We start from the raw sequence: 24,132 nt of genomic DNA on the forward strand, positions 1-24,132 counted from the left end.
CTTGTCGATGTTGCAGCGTTACAGAGCTGTAGTTATCAGGCTGTACTTATCAAGGGGCGGTCAAGGTCGGTCTATACATTCTACCCATGGCATAGACGCCACTTCCTATTCGGGCTCTTCCGCACCGGGGGCACACATCCGCGCAGCGGCGTGGAATACACGGGAAAACCCCGGTTGCGGTTAGGCTCTGCGCATGAGTCTCAGCACACACAAGGAGCCCGCGGTGGCGGCGCCCTCCCCGCAACCGGCACGCTGGAAGCAGGTGCTCGCCTGGGCCTCCTGGGACTGGGGATCCGCTGCCTTCAACGCGGTGATGACCACCTTTGTGTTCACCGTCTACCTCACCTCCTCCTCCTTTGGCGATACGGACGAGAACTCGGCAGTGCTCGGCGCCGCCCTGGCTATCGCCGGTGTGGCCGTCGCCCTGTTTGCCCCCGTTACCGGACAGCGCTCCGACGCCGGCGGCCGGCGCCGCAAATGGCTGACCATCAACACGCTGCTCACCTGCGCCCTGATGGCCGGGTGCTGGTTTGTCCTCCCCTCCCCCAATTACCTGATCCTCGGCGTGACGCTCATTGCCCTCGCAAACCTGTTCTTCGAATTTGCGGGCGTGAACTACAATGCCATGCTCCGCCAGATCTCCACCCCGGCATCCGTGGGCAGAATCAGCGGGCTCGGCTGGGCCATGGGTTATGTGGGCGGCATCGCCGCCCTGGCACTGGTTCTGGTGGGCTTTGTCCAGCCCGACGTCGGCTGGTTCGGTGTCACATCCGAAGATGGACTGAACCTGCGGTCCGTGGCCCTGTTCTCAGCCGTCTGGTTCCTGCTTTTCGCCCTGCCCCTGATGTTCGCGGTCCCCGAGGTGCCGCGCCAGGAAGCAGTGGCCCGGCTGGGTATCATTGCCTCCTACAAACTGCTCTTCAAGCGCATCCGGTCCCTGCTCAAAAGCAGCCCCCACACCATCTACTTCCTGCTCGCCAGCGCCGTCTTCCGTGACGGACTGGCCGCAGTGTTCACTTTCGGCGGAGTCATCGCGGCCGGCACCTTCGGATGGGAACTGTCCGAGGTGATTATGTTCGCCATCTTCGGCAATGTGGTGGCAGCAGTGGGATCCGTGATCGGCGGATTCCTGGACGACCGTGCCGGCCCGAAGGCCGTTATTGTGGGCTCGCTGATCGGACTTATCCTGGCCGGCACCGCCGTCGTGGTGCTGGGACCGGGCGACCAGGACATGCTTGGCCTGCAGTGGACAGGGGACACGACCTTCTGGATCTTCGGCCTGCTGCTCTGCCTGTTTGTGGGGCCTGCGCAGTCAGCGTCGCGGGCGTTCCTTGCCCGGCTTGCCCCGGAGGGTGAGGAAGGCGAACTCTTCGGCCTCTATGCAACCACCGGCCGTGCCGTCAGCTTCCTGGCACCCACGCTGTTCTCCGCCTGCATCGTGATCTTCGGCGCGCAGCGCTACGGAATCATCGGCATTATTGCCGTGCTGCTGGCCGGCCTGCTCGTGCTGCTGCCGGTGCGCTCCCCGGCCGCCGTCGGACACCCCCGCAAGGGCTCCGACGGCGCCCGGCATAAAGGCAACCGCTAGGAGGAAGCGCGGACTTCCGTCTGGCCGGCGGCGCTGACCGCGGCGTCGTCGGCCACATTGGTGCGGTGGAAGTTCAGGTGGCTGCGCGACGCCGTCGGACCACGCTGGCCCTGGTACCGGTTGCCGTACTGCCCCGAACCGTAGGCAAACTCCGCCGGCGAGCTCAGCCGGAAGAAGCACAGCTGGCCGATCTTCGACCCGGGCCAGAGCTTGATCGGCAGCGTGGCCATGTTCGACAGCTCCAGGGTGACATGCCCCGAGAAGCCCGGGTCGATAAAGCCTGCGGTGGAGTGCGTCAGCAGCCCCAGCCGGCCCAGCGAGGATTTCCCCTCCAGCCGTGCGGCGATATCGTCCGGCAGCGTGACCTGTTCATAGGTCGAACCCAGCACAAACTCGCCGGGGTGGAGGATGAACGGCTCGTCCGGTTCCACCTCCACAAGGCGGGTCAGCTCCGACTGGTCCTGCGACGGATCAATGTGGGCGTATTTGTGGTTATCGAAGAGCCGGAAGAACCGGTCGATGCGCACATCGACGCTGGAAGGCTGGACCATTGCGGGGTCATACGGGTCCAGGGCGATCCGGTTTTCGGCAATCTCGGCTCGGATGTCACGATCAGATATCAGCACTCTTCAAAAATAGCGCATACCCCTAGCGCCCGATCTCCGCACGGACGGCATAAAGCTCCGGGAAGAACGTGAGGTCCAGTGCCCGCCGGAGGAAGCCCGCACCGCTGGAACCGCCGGTGCCGCGCTTCATGCCGATAGTGCGTTCCACGGTCTTGAGGTGTCGGAAACGCCACAGCTGGAAATTGTCCTCCAGGTCCACCAGCTCCTCGCAGGCCTCATAAACATCCCAGTTCGCCTCGTGGTTCTCATAGACGTATTTGTAGACCTCCAGCAGCGACTGGTCGTAGACATGGGCCTTGCGCACATCCCGCTGAAGCAGGGCAGCGTCCACCGCGTAGCCGCGGCGGTGCAGATACCGGATGAACTCGTCATAGATACTGGTCTCCCCCAGCAGCCCCGACAGCAGTGCCTGCGCCTGCGGGTCAGCGGAGAATACTGCAATCATTGACTCGTTCTTGTTCCCCAGCAGGAACTCCACGGCACGGTACTGGTAGGACTGGAACCCGCTGGAAGCCCCGAGATCTCCGCGGAACTGCGCATATTCGGAGGGGGTCAGGGTTGCCAGTACGGACCACTGCTCGGTCAGCGAGCGCTGGATGTGCTTGATCCGGGCAATCCCCTTCATTGCTGAACGAAGGTCATCCTCCTGCAGCCGGGACCGCACGGCCAGCAGCTCATGCAGGACCAGCTTCAACCACAGCTCCGAGGTCTGGTGCTGGATGATGAACAGCATCTCGTCGTGGTGCTCGGGCCGGCTGACCGGATGCTGCGCAGAAAGCAGTTCATCCAGTGCAAGGTAGGACCCGTAGCTCATTTTGTCGCTGAAATCCCGTTCAATACCAGCTTCAAGGCTGCGGGTGTTCTCGTTGGCTTCCATGCCCACCACGGTATCCGCTGGGTATGCCAGACTTGGGGTTTTGACCCCGATCTTTCCAAGGAGTCCCAGATGGAACCGGACAATACTCCCGACGTCCCCGCAATGCCGCTGGCCAACGAGGACGCACCCGCCCCAGGCGCAGCCCTCGAGGAAGCCGTCAAAGCCGGCCGCGAGGGACGCCTCTCCAACCGTGAGGTCATGTCCGTGATCTGGACGTCCGAGCTGCTCAGCGTGGGCCGGCTGGCAAAGGAGGACGATTCCTCCTCCTTCCAGGCACTGGTGCTCAAGGCCCCCGATTCCGAGTATTCCGTGGCCGCCGTGTTCTCCACTGCAGACCGGATCCCCCAGCAGCTGCGCGAGGCGGCACCGGTGGTCGTCAAGGCTACCGGCGAGGCCACCATCCGCAGCATCGCACCCGGCTACGGCATGGCACTGAACCCCGGGCACGACGTCGGCATGGAGATCGGCCCGGACGTGGTGGCGTCGCTGACCGCCGCCTATGACCAGGCTGCCGAGCAGGCGGCACAGGAAAATTCAGTGCGTCCGGAACGCCCCGGGACGGACGGCTAATCCACCCCGATAAGGACCGAATCGGGCAGGTTGGGTTGCGTTATGGCCATTTGATGGCATTTTGCGGTCTCAGCCCTTGAAGTGTCAGTGACGGGGCCTACGCTGGTGATCCTCACCAGGAGGGCTGACAAATGACCAACTCACGCGTGACACATTCAATCTGTTCCATCGTTCCGCCGTATCTGCTGACCCGTCTCGCCGCCGCGGAAGACCCGGGCCGGGCTGCAGCGGCCGCCGCCGCGCGTCGCACCCTGACCACCCTCGGAACCGTCGAAGCGGCCCGGTCCCTGCCGCACCCGCCCCCGTCCCGCAGCACGGGGACCGCGTTCACTCCCACTCTGCGACGCATCGTCTCGGATGCCCTTGGCCAGGAGGAGCTGCCCGGCACCCCGGTGCGGTCCGAGGGGCAGCCCGCAACCGGAGACGCCGCGGTCGACGAAACGTATGAGGGGCTCGGTGCCACGTACCACCTGTTCAGCGATGCCTACGGCCGCTCCTCTGTGGACGGCGCCGGGCGGACGCTGGAAGCCACGGTGCATTACGGCCGCGACTACGACAATGCCTTCTGGGACGGGTCCCGCATGGTCCTCGGGGACGGCGACGGCGAGGTCTTTGAGCGCTTCAGCAAATCCCTCACCGTAATCGGCCATGAACTTGCACATGGATTCATCCAGTACACCGCGCAACTGGAATACCGGGACCAGTCAGGTGCCCTGAACGAGTCCATCGCCGACGTCTTCGGCGTACTGGTGGAGCAGAAGCTGCTGGGCCAGGAAGCCGGCCAGGCGAGCTGGCTGGTGGGCGAGGGCCTGTTCACCGAACATGTGGGCGGGCAGGCCCTGCGCTCACTCAAAGCACCCGGAACGGCGTACGACGACGACGTGCTGGGCAAGGACCCGCAGCCCGGATCCATGGACGACTACGTCCGCACGGCAGCGGACAACGGCGGCGTGCACATCAACTCGGGCATCCCCAACCGCGCCTTCTACCTGGTCGCAGCCGCACTGGGCGGGTATGCCTGGGAACGCGCAGGACAGATCTGGTACGACACCATTACCGAGCCCAATTTCCCGGCCGACGCCACGTTCGCAGTCTTCGCCGCTGCCACACTGACGGCCGCCGAAAAACGCTACGGAGCGGGAACCGAGGAAAGTTCTGCTGTTCAGTCCGCATGGAAAGAGGTTAACGTCATGGTATGAGACTGGTAGTAGTGCGCAGCGGCGGCTTCGCGGGAATGCAGCGTGAGTGGAGCACACAGGTCAGCCCCGAGGAAGCACGGGACCAGTGGCTGCCCCTCCTGAGCGACCCGCCGGAGACTGCGGATGACGAACCGGACCGCTTTACCTACGAGATTTCCGTCGGTCCCGCAGCGGTGACCATTCCCGAGCGCCAGGTCAAAGGCCGGTGGCGCGAGCTTGTGGAACGTGCCCGCAGCGGGGCACCCGTTGACGCGGCTGCGGCGGAGGAGCCTTCTGACGTCTCCCCCGAAGAAAACACACACCGTGCCGGCCCGGACACCGGCGGGAATAAGGGGTAAGTGACCGGGCGGGCCGCTCCGCCCAACGCGTAAACGGATCAGCCCGGCGCGTAAATTCGGCAACCGCCCGCTTCCATGTAAAGTAGGGAACTGTGCCGGAAATCTCCGGCGCTGCGGGCGTAGCTCAATGGTAGAGCGCTAGCTTCCCAAGCTTGATACGCGGGTTCGATTCCCGTCGCCCGCTCCACAGCACCGGCCGGGGTTCCCCGCAGAGCCGGCTCCCTCCCCCGCCAATCCCACGGCAGCCTGTCAAGAGCGGGGGCTCGAACTCTCCTGTGATCGGCGTAGACTTGTCCGCGATGAACCGGAAAATGTTTAAGTCCAAGATTCACCGTGCAACGGTGACCCATGCAGACCTGCACTATGTTGGGTCCGTAACGGTTGACCTCGACCTGCTCGAAGCCGCGGATATCCTCCCCGGCGAGCTCGTCTCCATTGTCGACGTCGACAACGGCGCCCGGCTGGAAACCTATACCATCGCCGGTGAGCGTGGCTCCGGGGTGCTGGGCATCAACGGCGCCGCCGCCCACCTGGTGCATGTCGGCGACACAGTCATCCTGATTACCTACGCGGACATGACCACCGACGAAGCCCGCTCCTTTGTGCCGACAGTGGTCCACGTGGATTCCTCCAACCGCATCCTGGAGCTGGGAACCGATCCCGCCGAAGCAGTCACGGAAGGGACCGAGCGTCCGCCGCTCGCCCTGAACAACACCCTCGTCCAGGGCAACACCCCGGACATCGCCACCGCCGGATAAGCGCAGCCGGTGCTGGGGGTACTCACCGGATTCGCGGTTGTCTGGCTCATCATCCTGACCGGTTATGTCATCGGCAGGCTGGGGGTGCTGGGCGAGAACGCGCAGACAGTCCTGAGCCGCCTGGCCTTCTTCGTCGCCTCGCCGGCGCTGCTCCTGACCACCCTCAGTGAAGCGGATCTGCACACCGTGTTCTCGCTGCCCCTGCTTGTGGCCGCCGCCAGCGCACTGGCCACAGCCGGGCTGTATGTGCTGGTGACCCGCTGGTGGCTGAGGCGGCCGGTGCCGGAACTGCTTATCTCCTCCATGTCGGCTTCGCTGGTCAACGCCGCGAACCTCGGGTTGCCCATCTGCGTGTATGTGCTCGGGGACGCGGCGTACATTGCCCCGGTCCTGATTTTCCAGCTCGCCTTCTTCACGCCGCTGTTCCTGATGATGCTGGATTCAGCCACCAGCGGCCGCCGCACGTCGGTCACCGTTTTCGCCGGGCAGGTGGTCCGCAACCCGATTGTGGTCGGCTCCCTGATCGGCCTCCTGCTGGCCGCCACCGGCACCCGCCTTCCGGAGATCATCCACGAACCGGTAAGCCTTATCGGCGGTGCCGCTGTGCCCGCCATGCTGCTGGCCTTCGGCCTCTCTCTGGTGGGTTCCCGGCCGATGAACGCCGACGGCGGACGCCGGGTGGACGTTGCCCTCGCCTCCGGGTTCAAGCTGGTACTCCAGCCCCTGCTGGCATACCTGCTTGCCCGCTACCTGCTTGGCATGGACGGGCACCTGCTCTTTGCCGTAGTAGTGACGGCAGCCCTGCCCACAGCGCAGAATGTGTTCGTAGCCGCCGCCAGATACGGACAGGGCGTCCTCGTTGCCAAAGACACCGTGCTGATGACCACCGTGGCTTCCCTGCCCATCCTGGTTCTGGCTGCAGCCCTGCTCGCCTGAACCGCACTTCGGCTACCCGCTTTTGTGTGGCGTAAATTACGATCAGGGCATATGGTCAAATCAAAGGCTGCTTAGTGTTGCGGCCCGTCCGCTGTCCGTCAGCGGATGCCTACGACGAGGTGGAGGCACTGTACCGATGCCAAAGGATGCAAGACACTGGGGGCGCTCCCGGAAAGGGGCCCGGTCCGCCGTCGGCGTTGCCCTGGCCCTCGGTGCGACTCTCCTGACCGGCTGCGGATCCGATGAGGGCGCAGCACCAACACTGACTTGGTACATCAACCCGGACGCCGGCGGACAGGCCGAACTGGCCAAACAGTGCAGCGACGCGTCCAACGGCGCCTACACCATCGAAACATCCCTGCTCCCCAACGACGCCGCTTCGCAGCGCGAGCAGCTGGCACGGCGTCTGGCCGCCGGGGATAAGTCCATGGACATCATGAGCCTGGACCCGCCGAACGTCCCGGAGTACGCGGAACCGGGCTATCTCGCCCCGGTTCCCGACGACGTCGCAGAGCGCACTACGCAGGGGGTCCTGGAAGGTGCCCTGGCAGGTGCGAAGTGGAAGGACGAAGTGGTGGCCGTCCCGTTCTGGGCCAACACGCAGATCCTCTGGTATCGCAAATCCGTGGCTGAAGCCGCAGGGCTCGATATGAGCAAGCCGGTGACCTGGGACCAGATCATCGAAGCCGCGAAGAGCCAGGACAAATACATCGGCGTGCAGGGGGCACGTGCGGAATCCATGACCGTCTGGGTCAATGCCCTGGTGGCATCGGCCGGCGGCACCATCGTGGAGAATCCCGATGCCTCTGCCGATGAAATCCAGCTTGGCCTCGACAGTGATGCCGGCAAGCAGGCGGCCGAGGTGGTCTCTACCATTGGCAAGGAAGGACTCGGCGGGCCGGGCCTGCCCACCCAGACCGAAAACACGTCCATGGTCCAGTTCCAGGGTGACCAGGGCTCCTTTATGGTGAACTATCCGTTCGTCTGGCCCGCCACCAATGCATCGGTGGAGGAAGGCGCGCTGCCGGAGTCCCTCATTGACGACATCGGCTGGACACTGTTTCCGGCCATGAACGAGGGTGAGGACACCGCTCCCCCGCTCGGCGGCATTAACCTCGGTGTGGGCTCCAACAGCCAGCACCCGGACCTGGCCTACGAGGCCATCGAGTGCATCGTGTCGCCGGAAAACCAGGCCCAGTACTTTGAGACCAACGGCAACCCGCCCTCGAATGAAGCCGCCTACGAGACTCCGGGCATCGAAGAGACCTTCCCGATGGCCCCGACCATCCGGGATTCGCTCGAGCTGGCCGTACCGCGCCCGCAGACCCCGTACTACAACGAAATCTCCACCGGCATCCAGCAGACGTGGACTCCGCCGAGCGACGTCAATCCGGATACCACCCCGGCCACCAGCCAGGAGTTCATCACTGAGGTCCTTCGAGGGGAGAAACTGCTGTGAGCACATCCATAGATGCGGTCCGGAACACCCCGGCCGAAGCAGCACCGCGCAAACAGCCCCTCAGCGACCGCGCCAAGGCTGAACGGCGGCTTGGTTTCTGGCTGGCGGGACCGGCTTTCATCATCATGCTGGCGGTCACCGCCTACCCCATCCTGCTGGCACTGTGGGACTCCCTGTTCAAATACCGGCTGACGGCCCCGGACGACCGCGCATTCGTCGGTCTGGGCAACTACGCCACCATCCTCACGGACGGGCTCTTCTGGCGGGATCTGGGTGTGACGGTGCTGATCACGGTGATCACGGTGGTGGTGGAACTCATCCTGGGTTTCGCGCTGGCACTGGTCATGAACAGCGCACTGAAGGCCGTCCGTGGCTGGCTCCGAACCGCCATCCTGGTGCCGTACGGCATCATTACCGTTGTTTCGGCCTTCGCCTGGTTCTACGCGTTCGACATCAACTCCGGGTACATCAACAGCTGGTTCAGCTGGGTGCCGGGCATAGATCCGGACCTGAACTGGTTTGCCGACACCTGGACGGCCCTGTTTGTCATCATGGCATCGGAAATCTGGAAAACCACCCCGTTCATCTCCCTGCTGCTTCTGGCCGGCCTGGCCCAGGTGCCCGGGGAGCTGACCGAAGCTGCGGAAGTGGACGGCGCCACCTGGTGGCAGCGGATGTCCAGGGTCATCATCCCGAACATGAAGGCCGCCATCATGGTTGCCGTGCTGTTCCGGGCACTGGATGCCTTCCGCATTTTCGACAACGTCTACATCATGACCAACGGCGCGTACGGTACCGAGGTGCTCTCGCTGCTGGCCTACCGGACCTCGATCACGCGCCTGGAGATCGGCATGGGGTCCGCCGTGTCCGTCCTGCTGTTCATCTGCGTCATCATCATCTGTTTCATCGCCATCAAACTGTTCAAAGTGGACCTTTCCGGCGCACGAGGGGGTAACTAGTGAAGTCCTCACCAGTCAAACGGCGGGTCATTTGGACCATCATTTCGGTCCTGGTCATTCTCTACGCGCTCTTCCCGGTGGCCTCGATCTTCGCGACCTCGTTCAAGCTCCCCAGTGACCTGACCTCCGGGACCTTCCTTCCCACCAACTGGTCAACCAGCAACTACGAGCAGATCCTGGTGGGCGACGCCCAGGGACTGTTCCTCAGTTCGCTCCGGAACTCGATCGGCATCTGCCTCATCGCGACGTTCATCGCGGTCATCCTGGCCACGCTGTGCGCGTACGCGATTGCCCGGTTGGACTTCCCCGGTAAGAAACTGGTCCTGACCACCGCGCTGGGTGTTTCCATCTTCCCGGTGATCTCCATCGTGACCCCGCTGTTCAACCTGTGGCGCAACATCGGCCTGTACGACACCTGGCCGGGCCTGATCATCCCCTACCTGTCCCTGACCCTGCCGATCTCCATCTGGACGCTCGCAGCGTTCTTCCGGCAGATCCCGTGGGAGCTGGAGCAGGCCGCACAGGTGGACGGCGCCACCACGTGGCAGGCGTTCCGCAAGGCCATCGTGCCCCTGGCTGCGCCGGGTGTTTTCACCACCGCCATCATCGCGTTCTTCATCGCGTGGAATGACTTTGTGTACGGCATCTCGCTGACCTCAACAGAGGCTGCCCGCCCCGTCCCGGCAGCGCTGGCGTTCTTTACCGGGGCGTCACAGTTCGAGGAGCCCACCGGTGCCATCTCCGCGGCAGCCATCATTGTCACCATTCCCGTAGTTGTCCTGGTGCTGGCGTTCCAGCGCCAAATCGTCTCCGGTCTAACCCAGGGCGCCGTCAAGGGCTAGCGCCCTTCGGCATCCGGACTCAGAAAAGGATCCCTAACCATGGCATCTATTACGCTCAACCACCTCGTCAAGAAGTACGGCGACGGTTTCCCGGCCGTCAACGACGTCAGCCTGGACATTGCCGACGGTGAGTTCATCATTCTGGTGGGCCCCTCCGGCTGCGGCAAGTCCACCCTGTTGCGCATGATCGTTGGCCTGGAGGACATCACCTCCGGAGACCTGCTGATCAACGGCGAACGCGTCAATGACAAGGCACCGCGGGACCGCAACCTGGCCATGGTGTTCCAGAACTACGCGCTGTATCCGCACCTGACCGTGTACGAAAACATCGCCTTCCCGCTTCGCCTGAACAAGGGCAAGTACAAGGAGGAGCAGGTCAAGAAGCTGGTGACCGATGCGGCCGCCACCCTGGAGCTGACCGACCACCTGGAACGCAAACCCGCCAACCTTTCCGGCGGGCAGCGGCAGCGTGTGGCCATGGGCCGTGCCATCGTCAGGCAAGCTGATGCCTTCCTGTTCGACGAGCCGCTGTCCAACCTGGACGCCAAACTGCGCGGACAAATGCGGTCCGAAATTGCACAGATGCAGCGCCGGCTGGGAACCACCAGCGTGTACGTCACCCACGACCAGACCGAGGCCATGACGCTCGGTGACCGGGTGGCCGTACTCAAGAAGGGCGTCCTGCAGCAGGTGGCTTCTCCCCGGGAACTCTATGAACAGCCGGTCAACCTGTTTGTGGCCGGTTTCATCGGTTCACCGTCCATGAACTTCCTGCCGGCCACCCTTGAAAACAATGTGTTGAAGACCGCGGTGGGTGACATCCGCATCCCCGAGGAAAAGGCCGCCAAAGCCGCCGGCAAAAAGGTGGTACTGGTCGGGATCCGCCCCGAGTTCTTCGAAGATGCGTCCCTTGTGGAGGAGAGCAAGCTGCACCACGGGTCCACGTTCACCGCACCGATCACCCACACCGAGTGGCTTGGCAACGAGCAGTACGGGTACATCCACTTCGATCCGACCCCCGAGGTCAGGGAGCTGCTCGACAGCCTGGCCCGGGATATGGATGCCGACGAGCTGCGCCCGCAGGTGGTGGTGACCCTTGACGCCGCCAGCCGGATCCGCGGCGGCCGGGACGCTGAGCTGTGGCTGGACACCCGCAAGGTGCACCTGTTCGATCCGGAGACAGGGGAGAACCTGACCCGCGATGCGGACGCCGGCGCCCGCCTGACCGAGGAAGCCAACGCCGCCCGGGCCGAGGAAATCGCGGCCGCACGTGACGAGGTTCCCGCCGCTTCCTAACGACGCCTGGCCCACCTGACACGAAGGCCGGAGCGGGACACCGATCCGGCCTTCGCCTGTCAGGACAGGTAACGTAATACCGGTGCAGGGAACATCACCGGTAATCAAGGCAGTGGCCGCATGGCTGCTAGCCCTCATGCTCACTATCGCCGCCGCCATCGTGGCGGTCTATTTCGTCAATGCCAAGGCTTACGGGCCCGAGCAGCATATCCACGACTATGTCCGGACGCTCACTGACGGTGACGGCGGTCAGGCCCTGGGTCTGCTCCACGCCGACGTCCCGGAGGCCAACGCCGCATTGCTCGACGACGACGCCCTCCGCGCATCTGTCGAGGGGCTGGCCATATCCGGGTTCGGCGACGTAAAGGACATCGGCGAGAACCGGGTCGAGGTACCCGTGACCTACACCTACGGGGACACGGAGGAAACCGCCACCTTCGTTCTGGAGAACACTGGCAAACGCTGGCTGTTCTTCGATACGTGGGATTTCGTTCCCTCGACACTGCCCACCGTCCAGATCACTGCCCCCGTACTGCGCGAAGCGTCGCTGAACGGTGTCCGGGTCACGCTGCCCGAGGGCAGCAACACCTTCGCCGCCTTCCCGCTCTCGCGGGTGGCCGCCTCATACAAAAGCCAGTACCTGGCTGCACCGGAAGAGTCCGCGGTGGTCACCGCCGAGTCCGGACGGCAGCTCACGCTGGCACCCGAAGCCACCGATGAACTGCTCTCAAAGGTGGACACGGGAATCCGTGAATTCCTGGACGGTTGCACGGCCGAAGACCGCCTGGCGCCGCCCGGATGCCCGTTCTACCACCTGACCAATAACCGGGTGGAGCAGCCCATCAAGTGGAGCATCGCCAGCTATCCGGAGGTGGAACTGACGCAGGCAGAGGGCCGCTGGATCCTGAGCCCGCTGACCGGCACGGCCCGGGTCACTGCCACCCAGGTGGATCTGTTCACCGGCGACAAGAGCCCGCTGGTAGCCGAGGAGGAATTCACGTTCAACGCCGCACTGCGGGTGGACGGCGAGGATGTAACCCTCAGCCCGCAGGTGAACTGACAACCCCGGCAGCGCAGCACCGCATGCCATAACAAAACCGCCCCGGCCATTTACGGCCGGGGCGGTTTTGTTCTACGTTCGGTTCCGCGGGGGGTCAGTCCAGTCCGCGCAGGTCCAGGACCAGTTCGGATTCCCCGCCCGGGGTGATCACAACCGGGATACCCCAGTCCTGCTGGTACATGTGGCACGCAGCGTGGTCGGGGATCTCTCCGCCGGGCTCGCCGTCGCAGGCCGCCGCACGGGCAGTGATGTGCAGGACGCCTTCGGTAACCGTGTCGGAAAGGACGATGTCCCGGGTCAGCCCCGTGGCCGTGCCGCCGCCGGAGACGAGCAGCTCTTCCGGGGAGGCGGAGATCTTCAGCTGCGTGGGGTCACCCCAGCGGTCGTCGAGCTTCTGTCCCTTGGGAGCTGCGAAGCGGACGGTGAGGGCCATCGGGCCGGCCTCCACGGCGGTCTTGGGGCGCTGTGTCTGGCGGGCCCCCTCGTCCACGGACTGGGCTTCCTTGGGGATCGGCAGCCGGAGCAGCTGATGCCGGTTGGATTCCACCACAATAAGCAGGGGCTCCCCGGCACTGCTGTCCACCAGGACATCCGAGGGTTCGGAGAGGCCGCGGGCCAGGGTGGAGACGGTGCCGGTAGCCGGGTCGTAACGGCGCACCGCGCCGTTGTACGTGTCGGCGATGGCTACGGAACCATCGGGCAGCACTGCAACGCCCAGCGGGTGCTGCAGCCGGGCAGCAGCTGCCTCACCATCACGGAACCCGAAGTCGAACAGACCGGCACCAACCGCGGTTTCCACCGTGACCCCGGCGTCGCTGACCGTGAGACGGCGCAGGGCCGACGTTTCGGAATCAGCCACCCACAGGTTGCCGTCGGCGTCTTCGGCCAGCCCGGAGGACTGGGCAAACCAGGATTCAGCCGCCGCTCCGTCGAGCAGGCCCTCCAAGCCGGTGCCGGCGAGGACGCTGACCGCACCGGTGAGCGGATCGAACGCGAAGATCTGGTGGGTGCCGGCCATGGCAACCACCAGGCGCTGCAGCCGTGCGGACCACACAAGGTCCCAGGGGGAGGACAGCGAGACCTTCAGCGGGTCCGCGCCGAGCAGATCCGAGGCATCCGCCGGAGCACTGTCCGCGAGGCCGGGTACCGCAGGCTCAGCGGATTCGGCAGCTGAACCGGCCTTGGTCTGGTTCCCGGCATCGAGCAACCTTTGCACGCCGTTGCCGGCGAGGGTGGATACGGTGCCCGTTTCGAGGTTCACGCCGCGCAGGCGGTGGTTCACGGTGTCCGCGACAACGACGTCGTACCCGGCCTGTTCCGCCACTGCAGCGGGCAGCAGGGCCACACCCTGGGGTTCATTGAACTGTGCAGTACCGGCGTCGCCGTCGGCCCAGCCCTTGGTCCCGTGGCCGATGACCCGGCGGACGGTAGTGAGATCCGCCTCCAGTTCCACGAGGCGGTGGTGGCCGGTGTCTGCCACCAGGAAGGTGCCGCCCGGCAGTGCCGTGACCTTGCCGGGGAAGCGCAGGTCACCGGCAGTAGGCTCTGCAGGCACGTAGGGGCCGTCTCCGCGGTGCAGGGTGCCCTTGGCCTCGTGTTCCTCCACAAGCTCGGCTACAAGCGATTCCAGGCCCGCTGCGTGCCCTTCACCGGACAGGTGCGCCACGATGTAGCCCTCCGGGTCCAGCACCACGAGGGTGGGCCAGGCGCGGGCGGTATAGGCCTGCCAGGTGACCAGCTCGGGATCATCCAGCACCGGATGGTGGATTTCGTAGCGTTCCACGGCCGCAGCCAGCGCTACCGGGTCAGCTTCATGCTCGAACTTGGGCGAATGCACGCCCACGGTGACCAGCACATCGGAGTACTTCTCTTCCAGGGGCCTCAGTTCGTCCAGCACGTGCAGGCAGTTGATGCAGCAGAAAGTCCAGAAATCCAGCAGCACGATCTTGCCGCGGAGATCTTCAAGGGTCAGCTGCCGGCCGCCGGTGTTCAGCCAGTTCCGGCCCTCAAGCTCAGAGGCCCGCACCCGGTATCCGGCGCGCACGGTTTCAGTCATTAACGATCTCCTTGGTCCGGGGTCCTGGCATCACGCTGCGCCAGGTTTGCAAACATGTTGTTGTAAGCGGCGAGGTCGGCGTCATTATTCCGCTCCGCTGCGCGGTCCGATCGGCGGGTCTCCCGCGCATCGGACTTGGACCACTGATACGCGACGCCGATGGCGACGAAGAGGGTCGGGATTTCACCGATCCCCCACATCAGGGAGCCGCCGAGCTGCTGGTCCTCCAGCGCGGAGAGACCCCATTCCCGGCCCATGTTGCCGAAGTAGGAGGCCTGGATCAGCGAGGTCCCGCCCATCACCGCCACACCGAAGAAGGCGTGGAAGGCCATGGTGGCCAGCAGGATGACCAGGCGCAGCGGGTACGGTGCCCGGCTGGGCAGCGGATCGATCCCGATCATCGTCAGGATGAAGATGTAGCCCGTGAGCAGGAAGTGAACCACCATCAGTTCATGGCCCACGTGTTCCCGCAGGGCAAATCCGAACAGGTCCGAGTAGTAGAAGACCACAATTGATCCGGCAAAGTTCACGGCAGCGAAGATCGGATTGGTGATGATCTTCGAGTAGCGCGAATGCACGCCGATCAGGATCCATTCACGGATACCCCGGGTGCCGTCCGGCCGCGGAGGAAGAGCCTTGAGCGCAAGGGTCACGGGGGCGCCGAGCACCAGGAACAGGGGAACCACCATGGTCAGGGCCATATGGCCGAGCATGTGGGTGCTGAACAGGACCATGCCGTACACCTGGGGTGCACCGCAGGTGATGTAGAACAGGGCCACCAGGCCAACGAGCCAGCAGATGGTCCTTAGCACCGGCCATTTGTCTCCGCGCCGGCGGACCTTGACCGCGCCGATCAGATAGGACGTGGCGAGGGTGAGGATGATGGCCACCCAGAGCCAGTCCGGCCGCCACTCGGTCAGGTAGCGTTCGGGCGTCAGCTCGGGCGGAAGGTCGTAGCCGGTGAGGATCCGGGCCGGGGAGGCATCCGGGGGAAGCTCTTCCGAGCGCGGCGGCGCGGTGCGGCCCAGGGCCACGGCAACGCCGGAAACGGCGCCCATCACCGCCAGTTCCACGGCGATCAGCTGCCACAGCACGCGCTGGGCTGAAAGCTCACCCTTCGACCCGGGGACGGCGGCGGTGCCGGTTGCTGCTGCTGACGGTGTGCGCGCCGGGTTGGCGCCGGCAAGCCGGGGAATGATCCAGCGTCGGTGCATCAGCCCCAGAAGGCCCAGCAGGAGCGTCAGTGCCGCCTTGGTGATCACCAAGGCGCCCCATTCCGTGGCGAGCTGGCCCGGGGAGGTAATGCGCAGGGAAGCGTTAACGACGCCGGAGAGAAAGACGAGCGCAAAGGCAAAACCGGCCAGTGCGGAGAACCGGGTCAGGACTACCCCGGTAATGGATCCGAGTTGCCGGGAGATTACGGCCAGCACGATCATGCCGCCGATCCAGAGGCAGACGCCGAGCAGATGCAGACCGATGGAATTCACCGCCGCGCTGTGGTCATCACCACCGGCAGAATGCCCGATCAGGGCCGTGGGCAGGAGTGCGCCGGCGGCGAGAATGCCGGTAAAGGCCAGCATGTTCAGGGACCGGACGCCGAAGGACAGTGCGGTGACAACGGCGGCAATAATGCTCACGGCCAGCCAGGCCCGGCCGGTGGCGAAGTCTGTCAGGAAGGACGCCAGGCCGGATGTGTAAGTGGGGTCCCCGCTCAGCGGCAGCCCGGAGACGTCGGAGTAGGTGAACACCATGACTGCCAGCGCCGACAGGGTCCAGGTGACAGCCGCCGCCGAGGTCAGTGTCAGAGTGCGGGTGAAGGCCGGATGTTCCGGTTCCGCCGATGCCGTCCGTTCCGTGGCGGACTTGCGGCTGCGTTTGTAGTTCAGGTTCTTGGGCAGGATCGCCACGGCGAACACCAGTGAGCCGATCACTGCGGCCATGGAAACGTTCTGCACCGCTTTGGCCACGGGCAGCGCCCAGCGTGTCAGTGCACCGGGATCGCCCAGCTGTGAGGCGCCTGCTGCGCCGGTGAAGAGCAGCGCTGCCACCAGGGCCACGAGAACCAGTGCCCCGGCCGCCGCCAGCCAGCCGTTGCGTACCGCCGGAACGGCGTTGCCGCTACCCCTCGGGGCAGCGGATTCGTCCCGGCTTCCGGCGTTCGGGGGCAGCGAACTGCCTGCGGAGCGGTCGGTCTGGGTTTTGGCGGATTTTGGCACAGTACCTATTCTCTACCCGCTGTAAAAATAGGGCCAATCATTGTTGCCCCTCTCACGGTAAACGGGTGGGTCCGGCACCTGTCCCGGGCCCGGGACAGCGGAAGGGCCGGCATCGACGATGCCGGCCCTTCCGTTACTGCGGCATCCTGCCGCTGTGGTTACTACTTCTTGGAGACAGCAGCCTTCAGCTTGGAGCCGGCGGTCAGCTTGACGCTGTGGCCTGCCGGGATCTGAATGGTTTCGCCGGTCTGCGGGTTGCGGCCCGTGCGTGCGGCGCGGTCGGTGCGCTCAACTGCCAGCCAGCCCGGGATGGTGATCTTTTCGCCGTTTGCAACGGAGGTTGCGAAGATGTCGAAGACGGCATCCAGCACGCCGTTGACTGCGGTCTGGCTGTTGCCGGACTTTTCTGCAACTGCGGCAACAAGTTCACTGCGGTTCATAGCCAATTTATGTCCTCCTGGACTCTGGGATTACTCGTGCGGAAACGCGGATGCGAAACCGCCGCTGTTCGAAAACTTACCAGCTTGCACCCCCAACTCCTGCAAAAACCCCTGATTTTCGGGGATTTTTCGGGTTTTTCGGCTTGAAAACGCGCTTTTTCTGCCTTCCAGCGCATCGATCAGGCCGACGGCGCCCAACGGCTCGCCGATCCGTACGGCGGCACGCCGTGCCCCGCCGCCGGGCCGGTCCGGCGGCGTTAAAGACAAAAGGACGGCTCCCGTTCAGGGAGCCGTCCTTTTTCAGCCGGTGATTACCAGCTGGACTTCTTGATACCCGGCAGTTCGCCTGCGTGGGCCATGTTGCGGAAACGCACGCGCGAGATACCGAACTTCTGGAGGGTACCGCGGGGGCGGCCGTCAATCTGGTCGCGGTTGCGAAGGCGGACCGGGGAAGCGTTGCGCGGAAGCTTCTGCAGGCCGAGGCGTGCAGCTTCGCGGGCTTCGTCGGTAGCGTTTTCGTCTACCAGAGTCTTCTTCAGTTCGAGGCGCTTTGCAGCGTAGCGCTCAACAACGACCTTGCGCTGCTCGTTGCGGGCAATCTTGGACTTCTTTGCCATTCTTAGCGCTCCTCACGGAATTCGACGTGCTGGCGGATCTTGGGATCGTACTTCTTCAGAACCATACGATCCGGATCGTTGCGACGGTTCTTGCGAGTTACGTAGGTGTAGCCGGTGCCCGCAGTGGACTTCAGCTTGATGATCGGACGTACGTCCTTATCCTTAGCCACTACAGCTTCACACCCTTCGCGATCAGGTCGGTAACAACAGCGTCGATGCCGCGGATGTCAATCGTCTTGATGCCGCGTGCAGAAACCTGCAGCGTCACGTTGCGGCGCAGGGACGGAACCCAGTAGCGCTTCTTCTGAATATTCGGGTCGAACCGACGCTTGTTGCGGCGGTGCGAGTGCGAAATGCTGTGACCAAAGCCGGGGATGGCTCCGGTTACCTGGCAGTAAGCTGCCATGATCTCTCCTCCAGTTGTAGTAAATATGACGGTCCTCAAAAAACAGACACAAGGCCAAAGCGCCTAAGCACCTGCCATAAAGAGCGTCCCGCCACCAGTTTTGACACCGTTATTACTGCGACTTTCCGGAGGTTGACCTGGCGGGGTGAGATCCAGCCGAAGTGCCTCGCCGCGGGGAAGACGGTGAAGTTCAGGCAGCCGAACGGGGAAACCCGGCTCGACAGCCTTCAATTCTAGGTTTATACGGGTGGCCACGCAAATGTTCAGCTGTCCGCACGGGGCAGGCAGATTAACACACGCATGACTTAACGCCTCTCTATCCTAGGGCCATCCGGCGTTTCGTTCAAACTCGCAGATACCCGGGTGCCGGCCGTCACGACGACGGCGGGTCCACCTTTGAATCCCGGGCCACCACTGCCACGCCCTTCTCCGGATCTTCCTGCGCGCCGTCCAGTTTCCGCCCTGCTCCGATCACCGCCCCGGAATCCACCACCAGGTTGGCCAGCCGCGCGCCGGAACGCACCGTAACGCCGTCCAGGAGCACGCAGGAATCCACCTCCGCCCCGGCCTCCACCACGGTTCCGGCGCTGAGGACGCTGCGGCGAACCGAGCCGTCCACACGGGCTCCGGGGGCGAGCAGGCTCTCCCGCACCGCCGCGTCCCGGCCTATATAGGCCGGAAGCCGCCGCGGGCTGGCTGACAGGATAGGCCACTGCTCATCATCGAAGTCCAGCCCGTGGCCCTCAATCAGGTCCATGTGTGCCTGATGGTAGCTCTGCGGAGTACCCATGTCCCGCCAGTACCCCGGCAACCGGTGCTCCACCACCTTTGTGTTTTCCACGAGGTACGGGATGAGCTGGTCGCCGTAGTCCTCCAGCTGTCCGTCACGCTTCACCAGCTTCTCCAGTGAGTCCAGCAGGACATCGGCGTCGTACAGGAAGATTTCCGCAGCCACGAGATCGGTTGCCGGCTTTTCGGGTTTGTACTCGAATCCGGTGACGGCGCCGTCGTCGGACACTTCGACCACACCATGGTCGCCGGGATTGTGCTCAACCCGGGTGGTGACGACGGTCAGTGCCGCGCCGCTTTGCTGGTGGGTCTGCACCACATCCCGGAAGTCCAGGCGGTAGAGATGGTCGGCACTGAGCACCAGCACCAGGTCGGGATCGAATTCCCGGATGTAGTCCACCTGCCGGTACAGGGCATCGGCGTTGCCCTGCGCGAAGCCTTCCCCCTCACCGCCCTGGAACGGAGGGAGCACACGCAGGCCGCCGTTGGTACGGTCCAGGTCCCACGGGCGGCCGCTGACCAGCTGGTCATTCAGCGACTGCGGTTTGTACTGCTCCACGATCCAGACATCACCGAATCCGCTGTTATGCAGGTTGGAGAGGGAAATGTCGATGAGGTTGTAGGAGCCGGCAACCGGCATGGCCGGTTTGGCCCGGTGATCAGTCAGGCTGCCCAGGCGCCCGCCGGTGCCACCGGCGAGGATTACGGCCAGGATTCGGGGAAAGCGCATGCTTTGGTGCCTCTCGTCGTGCCGTCTGCGATACCTACCACGCTAACAAGGACGGACACCGGAGCCGTAACCGCTAGGGTGCCTGGTCCGGGCCAAGGATGCCGTTCTCCGGGTCGATCCGGGCCAGGATCTTTTTCCCGACACGTTCCAGGTCCGCCACGTCAGCGGGAGTAAGGCCGTCGAAGACCGCATCCCTCACGGATGCCACGTGGTCCGGGGCCAGTTCCACCAGGGCGGCCATTCCCTCGTCCGTCAGCGCCGCCGTGGTGACCCGGGCATCCTCCGGAGAGGGCGTTCGGGACATCCAGCCGCGTTGTTCAAGCTTTTTGACCACGTGTGAAAGCCGCGACAGGGAGGCATTGGACCGGGCTGCCAGTTCGCTCATGGGCAGGCTCCGCTCCTCCGCTTCGGAGACCATGGCCAGGACGTGGTAGTCGAAGAGAGTGATGCGCGCCCGGCGGAACAGGTCTGTATCCAGGACTGCGGGGAGCCGGCTGGACACCGCGTACAGCGCCAGCCAGGCCTGCCGTTCCTCTGCGCTTAGCCAGCGCGGTGCATTCTCAGTCATAACGGCCCTCGTCTCGATCAAAACTTTACGCTTCAATCATCTCAGGTCCGGGACCGTCATGGAACCAGGATCCGGGGGGCCGGCAGCGTGCCTTAACCGACAGCGCCGCCGAACCATCCCTGGGGAGAAACAGTCCGGCGGCGCGTGCCGGATGCGGCCGGTAAGCGGCGGGAGCTTAGCGCTCGGCGGGCTCGGCGGGCTTGCTGCCCAGCGTGTCGAAGGGCAGCGAATCGACGTCGAGCAGCGGGTTCTCGTCCTGTCCCGCTACCAGCTCGCGGGCTTCGGCATTGCTGTCCACGCTGGGCATGGACCCGGGCATCGGGCGGTTCGCTGATTCCTTCATGATGCCCACGGCAATGGCGCCGGCGACGGAGGTGAACATCAGCCAGTAGGCGGGCATCATGTCATCACCGGTGAGCGTGATGAGCCCCTGCATGATCAGCGGCGCGGTGCCGCCGAAGATGGCAACGGCGAAGTTGTAGGAGATGCCCATGGCGCCGTAGCGGCTAGCGGTCGGGAAGAGGGCCGGCAGCGAGGACGCGAGGTTGGAGACATAGAAGGTCACCGGCACGGCCAGCAGCGCAAGCCCCAGCAGTGTGGTGGCGATGGGCCCCTGGTCAATCAGCACAAACGCCGGGATGGCCAGAACGATGGTGGATCCGGCACCCATCCAGAGCACCGGGCGGCGGCCGATACGGTCCGAGAGCCGGCCGGTCAGCGGGATGCACAGGGCCATCAGCACCAGGACGGGAATGGTCAGCAGCGTGCCGTGCAGCGGGTCGTAGCCCTTGGAGTCCGTCAGGTAGGAGGGCATGTAGGAGGTCAGGGCGTAGCCCACCGTGTTGGCGGCGGCCACCAGGACCATGGCCAGCACAATCGGGCGCCAGTAGGAGCGGAAGATGCCGAAGGTACCCAGCGCCTGGCCGTCGCCGGCAGCCGAGCTGTTGCCCACTTCCTGCGCGTCCAGGGTGGCCTGGAAGGCCGGTGATTCCTCGATCTTGAGACGGAAGTACACCGCAATGGCACCCAGCGGACCCGCAATCAGGAACGGGATCCGCCAGCCCCAGTCCAGCATGGCCTCTTCCGAGAGGCTCAGCTGCATGATGGAGACAACACCGGCGCCCAGGGCAAAACCCATGTAGCTGCCAAGGTCCAGGATGCTGGCCAGGAAGCCGCGGCGCTTGTCCGGCGCGTATTCGGTGACGAAGGTGGTGGCACCGGCATACTCGCCGCCGGTGGAGAAACCCTGGAGCATCTTCATCAGCACCAGGAGGACCGGCGCCCAGAAACCAATGGTGGCGTAGCCGGGCAGCAGGCCGATGGCGAACGTGGACGCGGACATCAGCAGCAGTGTGATGGCCAGTGTCTTCTGCCGGCCCACCCGGTCTCCCAGGCGGCCGAAGACCACTCCGCCAAGCGGACGGGCCAGATAGGTCGAGGCGAAGACGCCAAGGCTGAAGAGCAGCTGCACGTCCTTGTCGGCGTCGGACATAAAGACGGCACCCATGGTGACGGCCAGGTAGCCGTAAACACCGACGTCGAACCATTCCATGGTGTTACCGACGACGGTGCCGCTGACGGCTTTTTTCAGCATGGATTTGTCTACAACATTTACGTCATCAACCTCGAGCCGGCGGCGGCGCCGGGACGGGAAGCGCGGCTTTTTCGCCGTTGTTGCAGACGGTGCGTCCGGGGCCTCGGAAATATGGGGTGGTGCATCTTTCGGCATGTCGGTCTTCCCTCAATTTGAAGTCAGCGGCTGTGAACAGAAGCAACCGCGCGGCGCACAGTTGTGCCGGGCAGACCTACAAGTTTAGAAAAATGCACTCCCCCTGCCGAATTGAAAGCCGGTTTTTAGCCCTTTTAGGTAGCCATGCACCCGGCCGCTTATCAGATAACAAGCGGACTTATGTTTAATTCTGTGAGTTGGGACACATCAGCCCTATCGGGCGGGCAAAGGAGGCTGGATCAGCTCCGGATAGCGAGGGTTCAGGTTGTCTCCGGAGGAGACACCGCGGAGGCGCCGGCTGACCCACGGACCAAGATATTCGCGTGCCCACTGGGCATCCCGGCGCAGCTGTTCCACCCGGTTCCTTGAGCGCTGTTCCTCCAGTTCGGGAAGGTCAATGGCGTCGGTGCCGCGGAGCACTTCGAGGACCTTCTTGGCCGTCAGCATGTGGCCCGCCGGAGACATGTGCAGCCGGTCCACCGCCCAGTAGCGTTCGTCCTGCAGGATCTTCATCCGCCAGTAGTCCACCAGCACGGCGTCATTCTTATCCACGATTTCCCGGACCAGTTCGTTATAGAGGGCTGTCCGGCCCCGTGTCCGGCCGAAGACCGGCGACTGGCCGGAGTCGAATCCGGTGAAAACAAGGACGGCTGCACCGCTGGAGCGCAGCTTGGCAATCCCGCCGTCGTAGGCATCAACTATTGCGTCGATATCCACTTTGGGGCGCAGGATGTCATTCCCGCCGGCATAAACGGTGACCAGGGTGGGTGACAGGGCGATCGCGGCATCCACCTGCTCATTCAGGACCTGGTGCAGTTTCTTGCCGCGGATTGCCAGGTTGGCGTAGCCCCACGAATCATCGGCGAGCACCAGCTGCTCGGCCACGCGGTCCGCCCAGCCGCGCACGCCGTTGGGACGGGACTCGTCCTCGTCCCCCACGCCTTCCGTAAACGAATCCCCCAGGGCCACATATCGCTGCGTAAAAGTCACCACCACAGCGTACAAGCAACCGGCCGGGGACAGGGCCGGCACAGCGCCTCAGTCCGTTGCGCCGGATCCCCGGTTAGACTCAGAGCCGGTACTAGTTCGCCTGCTTACGATAAGGACCCCATGACCAGCCAAGAGACCCCGGCCCGCCAGCGCGCCGCTGTCATTGTGAATCCAATCAAGAAAACGGATTTTGACGTGCGCGTCCGGGTGGCTGAAATCTGCGCGGATGAAGGCTGGGACGAGCCGCTGTTCTTCGAAACCGAGGAAGACGATCCCGGGCATTCGATGGCACGGAAGGCCATGGAGGCCGGCGTTGACCTGGTGATCGCTGCCGGCGGTGACGGCACCGTGCGGTGCGTTGCGGCGGAACTGGCCGGCACCTCGTTCGCCATGGGCCTGCTGCCACTGGGCACGGGCAACCTGCTGGCCCGGAACCTGGACATTGGCGTGGATGACCCTGAGCAGGCTGTCCGCGCCGCCCTGAACGGAACCGAGCGGCGCATCGACGTCGTCCGTGTGACCGTGGACGAGTCGGTGGACAGTGACACCTTCCTGGTTATGGCCGGACTGGGGTACGACGCCGGCATGATGGCGGACACCCGGGACGTGCTGAAGGATAAGATCGGCTGGCTGGCCTACGTTGACGCCGGGATCCGAAACCTGCCCGGCAAGCCCGTGAAAACCACCATCTCAATTGACGGCGGCAAACCCATCCACCGCCGGCTGCGCAGTGTGATGGGCGGGAACTGCGGCAAGATCACCGGCGGTTTGGAGATTTTCCCCGGCGCGAAACTGGATGACGGGCTGCTGGACATCCTGACCCTGGCCCCCAAAGGCAAGCTGGGCTGGCTGGGCGTGATCTCCGGCCTGCTCCGCCGAGGGAAGGGAAGCAGCACATCGGTGGAGTACTACCAGTGCAAACGCGCCGAGGTCTGGACCGAGTCTCCGCTGGACTTTGAAATGGACGGCGACCATCTGGGGACGGCCACCCACATTCTCTTCGAGACGGACGCCGGTGCCCTGCGCATCCGCATGCCGCACGGCAAGAAGGACCCGGCGGTGCTGACGAATCCGGAGCCCTGA

At 64.3% G+C, this 24,132-nt stretch carries 25 protein-coding genes and 1 tRNA gene; 13 read left to right on the forward strand and 13 right to left on the reverse strand.

The features are described 5' to 3' along the window. The first annotated feature begins 193 nt into the window (after positions 1-193). The gene (locus MUK71_RS14135) at positions 194-1,588 is read left to right on the forward strand and encodes an MFS transporter (protein ID WP_227928521.1); all 1,395 of its coding nucleotides are present in this window, start codon (positions 194-196) and stop codon (positions 1,586-1,588) included. On the opposite strand, the gene dcd is transcribed toward MUK71_RS14135, so the two are convergent. Further along, complete coding sequence (dcd, locus tag MUK71_RS14140; protein WP_227902649.1) at positions 1,585-2,214, reverse strand: dCTP deaminase; 630 nt, start codon at positions 2,212-2,214, stop codon at positions 1,585-1,587. The genes MUK71_RS14135 and dcd overlap by 4 nt on opposite strands. Positions 2,215-2,236: 22 nt before the next feature. Continuing rightward, entirely contained in the window at positions 2,237-3,091 is an 855-nt protein-coding gene (locus MUK71_RS14145) for a tryptophan 2,3-dioxygenase (RefSeq protein ID WP_227928520.1), read from the reverse strand. A 69-nt stretch (positions 3,092-3,160) separates the two neighbouring features. Here MUK71_RS14145 and MUK71_RS14150 point away from each other — a divergent pair, with 69 nt between their 5' ends. The 11 genes from MUK71_RS14150 to MUK71_RS14200 all read left to right on the forward strand — a co-directional run bounded on the left by MUK71_RS14150 (position 3,161) and on the right by MUK71_RS14200 (position 12,508). Continuing rightward, complete coding sequence (locus MUK71_RS14150; RefSeq protein WP_227902653.1) at positions 3,161-3,661, forward strand: SseB family protein; 501 nt, start codon at positions 3,161-3,163, stop codon at positions 3,659-3,661. 131 nt (positions 3,662-3,792) lie between these two features. After that, positions 3,793-4,860 carry a M4 family metallopeptidase gene (locus tag MUK71_RS14155; protein WP_227902655.1) on the forward strand — a complete coding sequence of 356 codons (1,068 nt, stop codon included), beginning with the start codon at positions 3,793-3,795 and terminating at the stop codon, positions 4,858-4,860. Beyond that, positions 4,857-5,198 (forward strand): protealysin inhibitor emfourin, encoded by a 342-nt coding sequence (locus tag MUK71_RS14160; protein ID WP_227902657.1) that lies wholly within the window; start codon positions 4,857-4,859, stop codon positions 5,196-5,198. Before MUK71_RS14155 ends, MUK71_RS14160 begins: the two co-directional genes overlap by 4 nt. 113 nt (positions 5,199-5,311) lie before the next feature. Then, positions 5,312-5,385 (forward strand) — tRNA-Gly (locus MUK71_RS14165). A gap of 112 nt (positions 5,386-5,497) precedes the next feature. Next, entirely contained in the window at positions 5,498-5,956 is a 459-nt protein-coding gene (gene panD, locus MUK71_RS14170; protein WP_227928519.1) for an aspartate 1-decarboxylase, read from the forward strand. A gap of 9 nt (positions 5,957-5,965) precedes the next feature. Beyond that, on the forward strand, positions 5,966-6,892 hold the full coding sequence (locus MUK71_RS14175; protein ID WP_227902660.1) for an AEC family transporter: 927 nt from the start codon (positions 5,966-5,968) through the stop codon (positions 6,890-6,892). A gap of 136 nt (positions 6,893-7,028) precedes the next feature. After that, positions 7,029-8,351: an extracellular solute-binding protein gene (locus MUK71_RS14180; protein ID WP_227902662.1), complete on the forward strand. Its 1,323-nt coding sequence runs from the start codon at positions 7,029-7,031 to the stop codon at positions 8,349-8,351. Positions 8,352-8,359: 8 nt separating this feature from the next. Next, positions 8,360-9,310 carry a carbohydrate ABC transporter permease gene (locus tag MUK71_RS14185; RefSeq protein WP_423723628.1) on the forward strand — a complete coding sequence of 317 codons (951 nt, stop codon included), beginning with the start codon at positions 8,360-8,362 and terminating at the stop codon, positions 9,308-9,310. Next, positions 9,310-10,152, forward strand: a complete 843-nt coding sequence (locus MUK71_RS14190; protein WP_227902665.1) for a carbohydrate ABC transporter permease — start codon at positions 9,310-9,312, stop codon at positions 10,150-10,152. Before MUK71_RS14185 ends, MUK71_RS14190 begins: the two co-directional genes overlap by 1 nt. Positions 10,153-10,191: 39 nt before the next feature. After that, entirely contained in the window at positions 10,192-11,448 is a 1,257-nt protein-coding gene (locus tag MUK71_RS14195; protein ID WP_227902666.1) for an ABC transporter ATP-binding protein, read from the forward strand. A gap of 82 nt (positions 11,449-11,530) precedes the next feature. After that, positions 11,531-12,508 carry a hypothetical protein gene (locus tag MUK71_RS14200; protein ID WP_227928517.1) on the forward strand — a complete coding sequence of 326 codons (978 nt, stop codon included), beginning with the start codon at positions 11,531-11,533 and terminating at the stop codon, positions 12,506-12,508. A 94-nt stretch (positions 12,509-12,602) separates the two neighbouring features. Here MUK71_RS14200 and MUK71_RS14205 read toward each other — a convergent pair whose 3' ends face one another. The 11 genes from MUK71_RS14205 to MUK71_RS14255 all read right to left on the reverse strand — a co-directional run bounded on the left by MUK71_RS14205 (position 12,603) and on the right by MUK71_RS14255 (position 23,049). Then, positions 12,603-14,564 carry an NHL domain-containing thioredoxin family protein gene (locus MUK71_RS14205; RefSeq protein ID WP_227928516.1) on the reverse strand — a complete coding sequence of 654 codons (1,962 nt, stop codon included), beginning with the start codon at positions 14,562-14,564 and terminating at the stop codon, positions 12,603-12,605. Continuing rightward, complete coding sequence (locus tag MUK71_RS14210) at positions 14,564-16,780, reverse strand: bifunctional copper resistance protein CopD/cytochrome c oxidase assembly protein (RefSeq protein ID WP_423724605.1); 2,217 nt, start codon at positions 16,778-16,780, stop codon at positions 14,564-14,566. The genes MUK71_RS14205 and MUK71_RS14210 overlap by 1 nt, the downstream gene beginning before the upstream one ends. A 161-nt stretch (positions 16,781-16,941) precedes the next feature. Further along, entirely contained in the window at positions 16,942-17,226 is a 285-nt protein-coding gene (locus tag MUK71_RS14215) for an HU family DNA-binding protein (RefSeq protein WP_269436319.1), read from the reverse strand. 24 nt (positions 17,227-17,250) lie between these two features. Continuing rightward, a complete protein-coding gene (locus tag MUK71_RS14220; RefSeq protein WP_227902690.1) occupies positions 17,251-17,487 on the reverse strand; it encodes a hypothetical protein in 237 nt (78 codons plus the stop codon). A 44-nt stretch (positions 17,488-17,531) separates the two neighbouring features. Next, a complete protein-coding gene (rpsN, locus tag MUK71_RS14225; protein WP_227902692.1) occupies positions 17,532-17,837 on the reverse strand; it encodes a 30S ribosomal protein S14 in 306 nt (101 codons plus the stop codon). Between the two features lie 2 nt (positions 17,838-17,839). Beyond that, positions 17,840-18,007, reverse strand: coding sequence for a 50S ribosomal protein L33 (rpmG, locus tag MUK71_RS14230; protein ID WP_013602737.1), 168 nt, complete (start codon positions 18,005-18,007; stop codon positions 17,840-17,842). Beyond that, positions 18,007-18,243: a 50S ribosomal protein L28 gene (rpmB, locus tag MUK71_RS14235; RefSeq protein ID WP_146360594.1), complete on the reverse strand. Its 237-nt coding sequence runs from the start codon at positions 18,241-18,243 to the stop codon at positions 18,007-18,009. Before rpmB ends, rpmG begins: the two co-directional genes overlap by 1 nt. 373 nt (positions 18,244-18,616) lie before the next feature. Further along, positions 18,617-19,762, reverse strand: a complete 1,146-nt coding sequence (locus MUK71_RS14240) for a glucose-1-phosphate adenylyltransferase family protein (protein WP_227902693.1) — start codon at positions 19,760-19,762, stop codon at positions 18,617-18,619. A gap of 73 nt (positions 19,763-19,835) precedes the next feature. Then, positions 19,836-20,330, reverse strand: coding sequence for a MarR family winged helix-turn-helix transcriptional regulator (locus tag MUK71_RS14245; protein ID WP_227902695.1), 495 nt, complete (start codon positions 20,328-20,330; stop codon positions 19,836-19,838). Positions 20,331-20,505: 175 nt separating this feature from the next. Next, on the reverse strand, positions 20,506-22,059 hold the full coding sequence (locus MUK71_RS14250; RefSeq protein ID WP_227902697.1) for an MFS transporter: 1,554 nt from the start codon (positions 22,057-22,059) through the stop codon (positions 20,506-20,508). Between the two features lie 213 nt (positions 22,060-22,272). Beyond that, positions 22,273-23,049 carry an SGNH/GDSL hydrolase family protein gene (locus tag MUK71_RS14255; RefSeq protein ID WP_227902699.1) on the reverse strand — a complete coding sequence of 259 codons (777 nt, stop codon included), beginning with the start codon at positions 23,047-23,049 and terminating at the stop codon, positions 22,273-22,275. A 120-nt stretch (positions 23,050-23,169) separates the two neighbouring features. On the opposite strand from MUK71_RS14255, the gene MUK71_RS14260 reads away from it, so the two are divergent. Beyond that, positions 23,170-24,132, forward strand: coding sequence for a diacylglycerol/lipid kinase family protein (locus tag MUK71_RS14260; RefSeq protein ID WP_227902700.1), 963 nt, complete (start codon positions 23,170-23,172; stop codon positions 24,130-24,132).

Source organism: Arthrobacter zhangbolii (genome assembly GCF_022869865.1).
Lineage (GTDB): Bacteria > Actinomycetota > Actinomycetes > Actinomycetales > Micrococcaceae > Arthrobacter_B > Arthrobacter_B zhangbolii.

Bases quoted from the DNA above. Each gene is read 5' to 3' on its own strand.
- MUK71_RS14135 (WP_227928521.1), top strand. From the start codon at position 194: ATGAGTCTCAGCACACACAAGGAGCCCGCGGTGGCGGCGCCCTCCCCG.
- rpsN (WP_227902692.1), bottom strand. From the start codon at position 17,837: ATGGCAAAGAAGTCCAAGATTGCCCGCAACGAGCAGCGCAAGGTCGTT.
- MUK71_RS14245 (WP_227902695.1), bottom strand. From the start codon at position 20,330: ATGACTGAGAATGCACCGCGCTGGCTAAGCGCAGAGGAACGGCAGGCC.
- MUK71_RS14260 (WP_227902700.1), top strand. From the start codon at position 23,170: ATGACCAGCCAAGAGACCCCGGCCCGCCAGCGCGCCGCTGTCATTGTG.
- MUK71_RS14155 (WP_227902655.1), top strand. From the start codon at position 3,793: ATGACCAACTCACGCGTGACACATTCAATCTGTTCCATCGTTCCGCCG.
- panD (WP_227928519.1), top strand. From the start codon at position 5,498: ATGAACCGGAAAATGTTTAAGTCCAAGATTCACCGTGCAACGGTGACC.
- rpmB (WP_146360594.1), bottom strand. From the start codon at position 18,243: ATGGCAGCTTACTGCCAGGTAACCGGAGCCATCCCCGGCTTTGGTCAC.
- MUK71_RS14205 (WP_227928516.1), bottom strand. From the start codon at position 14,564: ATGACTGAAACCGTGCGCGCCGGATACCGGGTGCGGGCCTCTGAGCTT.
- MUK71_RS14145 (WP_227928520.1), bottom strand. From the start codon at position 3,091: ATGGAAGCCAACGAGAACACCCGCAGCCTTGAAGCTGGTATTGAACGG.
- MUK71_RS14150 (WP_227902653.1), top strand. From the start codon at position 3,161: ATGGAACCGGACAATACTCCCGACGTCCCCGCAATGCCGCTGGCCAAC.
- MUK71_RS14160 (WP_227902657.1), top strand. From the start codon at position 4,857: ATGAGACTGGTAGTAGTGCGCAGCGGCGGCTTCGCGGGAATGCAGCGT.
- MUK71_RS14180 (WP_227902662.1), top strand. From the start codon at position 7,029: ATGCCAAAGGATGCAAGACACTGGGGGCGCTCCCGGAAAGGGGCCCGG.
- MUK71_RS14250 (WP_227902697.1), bottom strand. From the start codon at position 22,059: ATGCCGAAAGATGCACCACCCCATATTTCCGAGGCCCCGGACGCACCG.
- MUK71_RS14240 (WP_227902693.1), bottom strand. From the start codon at position 19,762: ATGCGCTTTCCCCGAATCCTGGCCGTAATCCTCGCCGGTGGCACCGGC.
- MUK71_RS14195 (WP_227902666.1), top strand. From the start codon at position 10,192: ATGGCATCTATTACGCTCAACCACCTCGTCAAGAAGTACGGCGACGGT.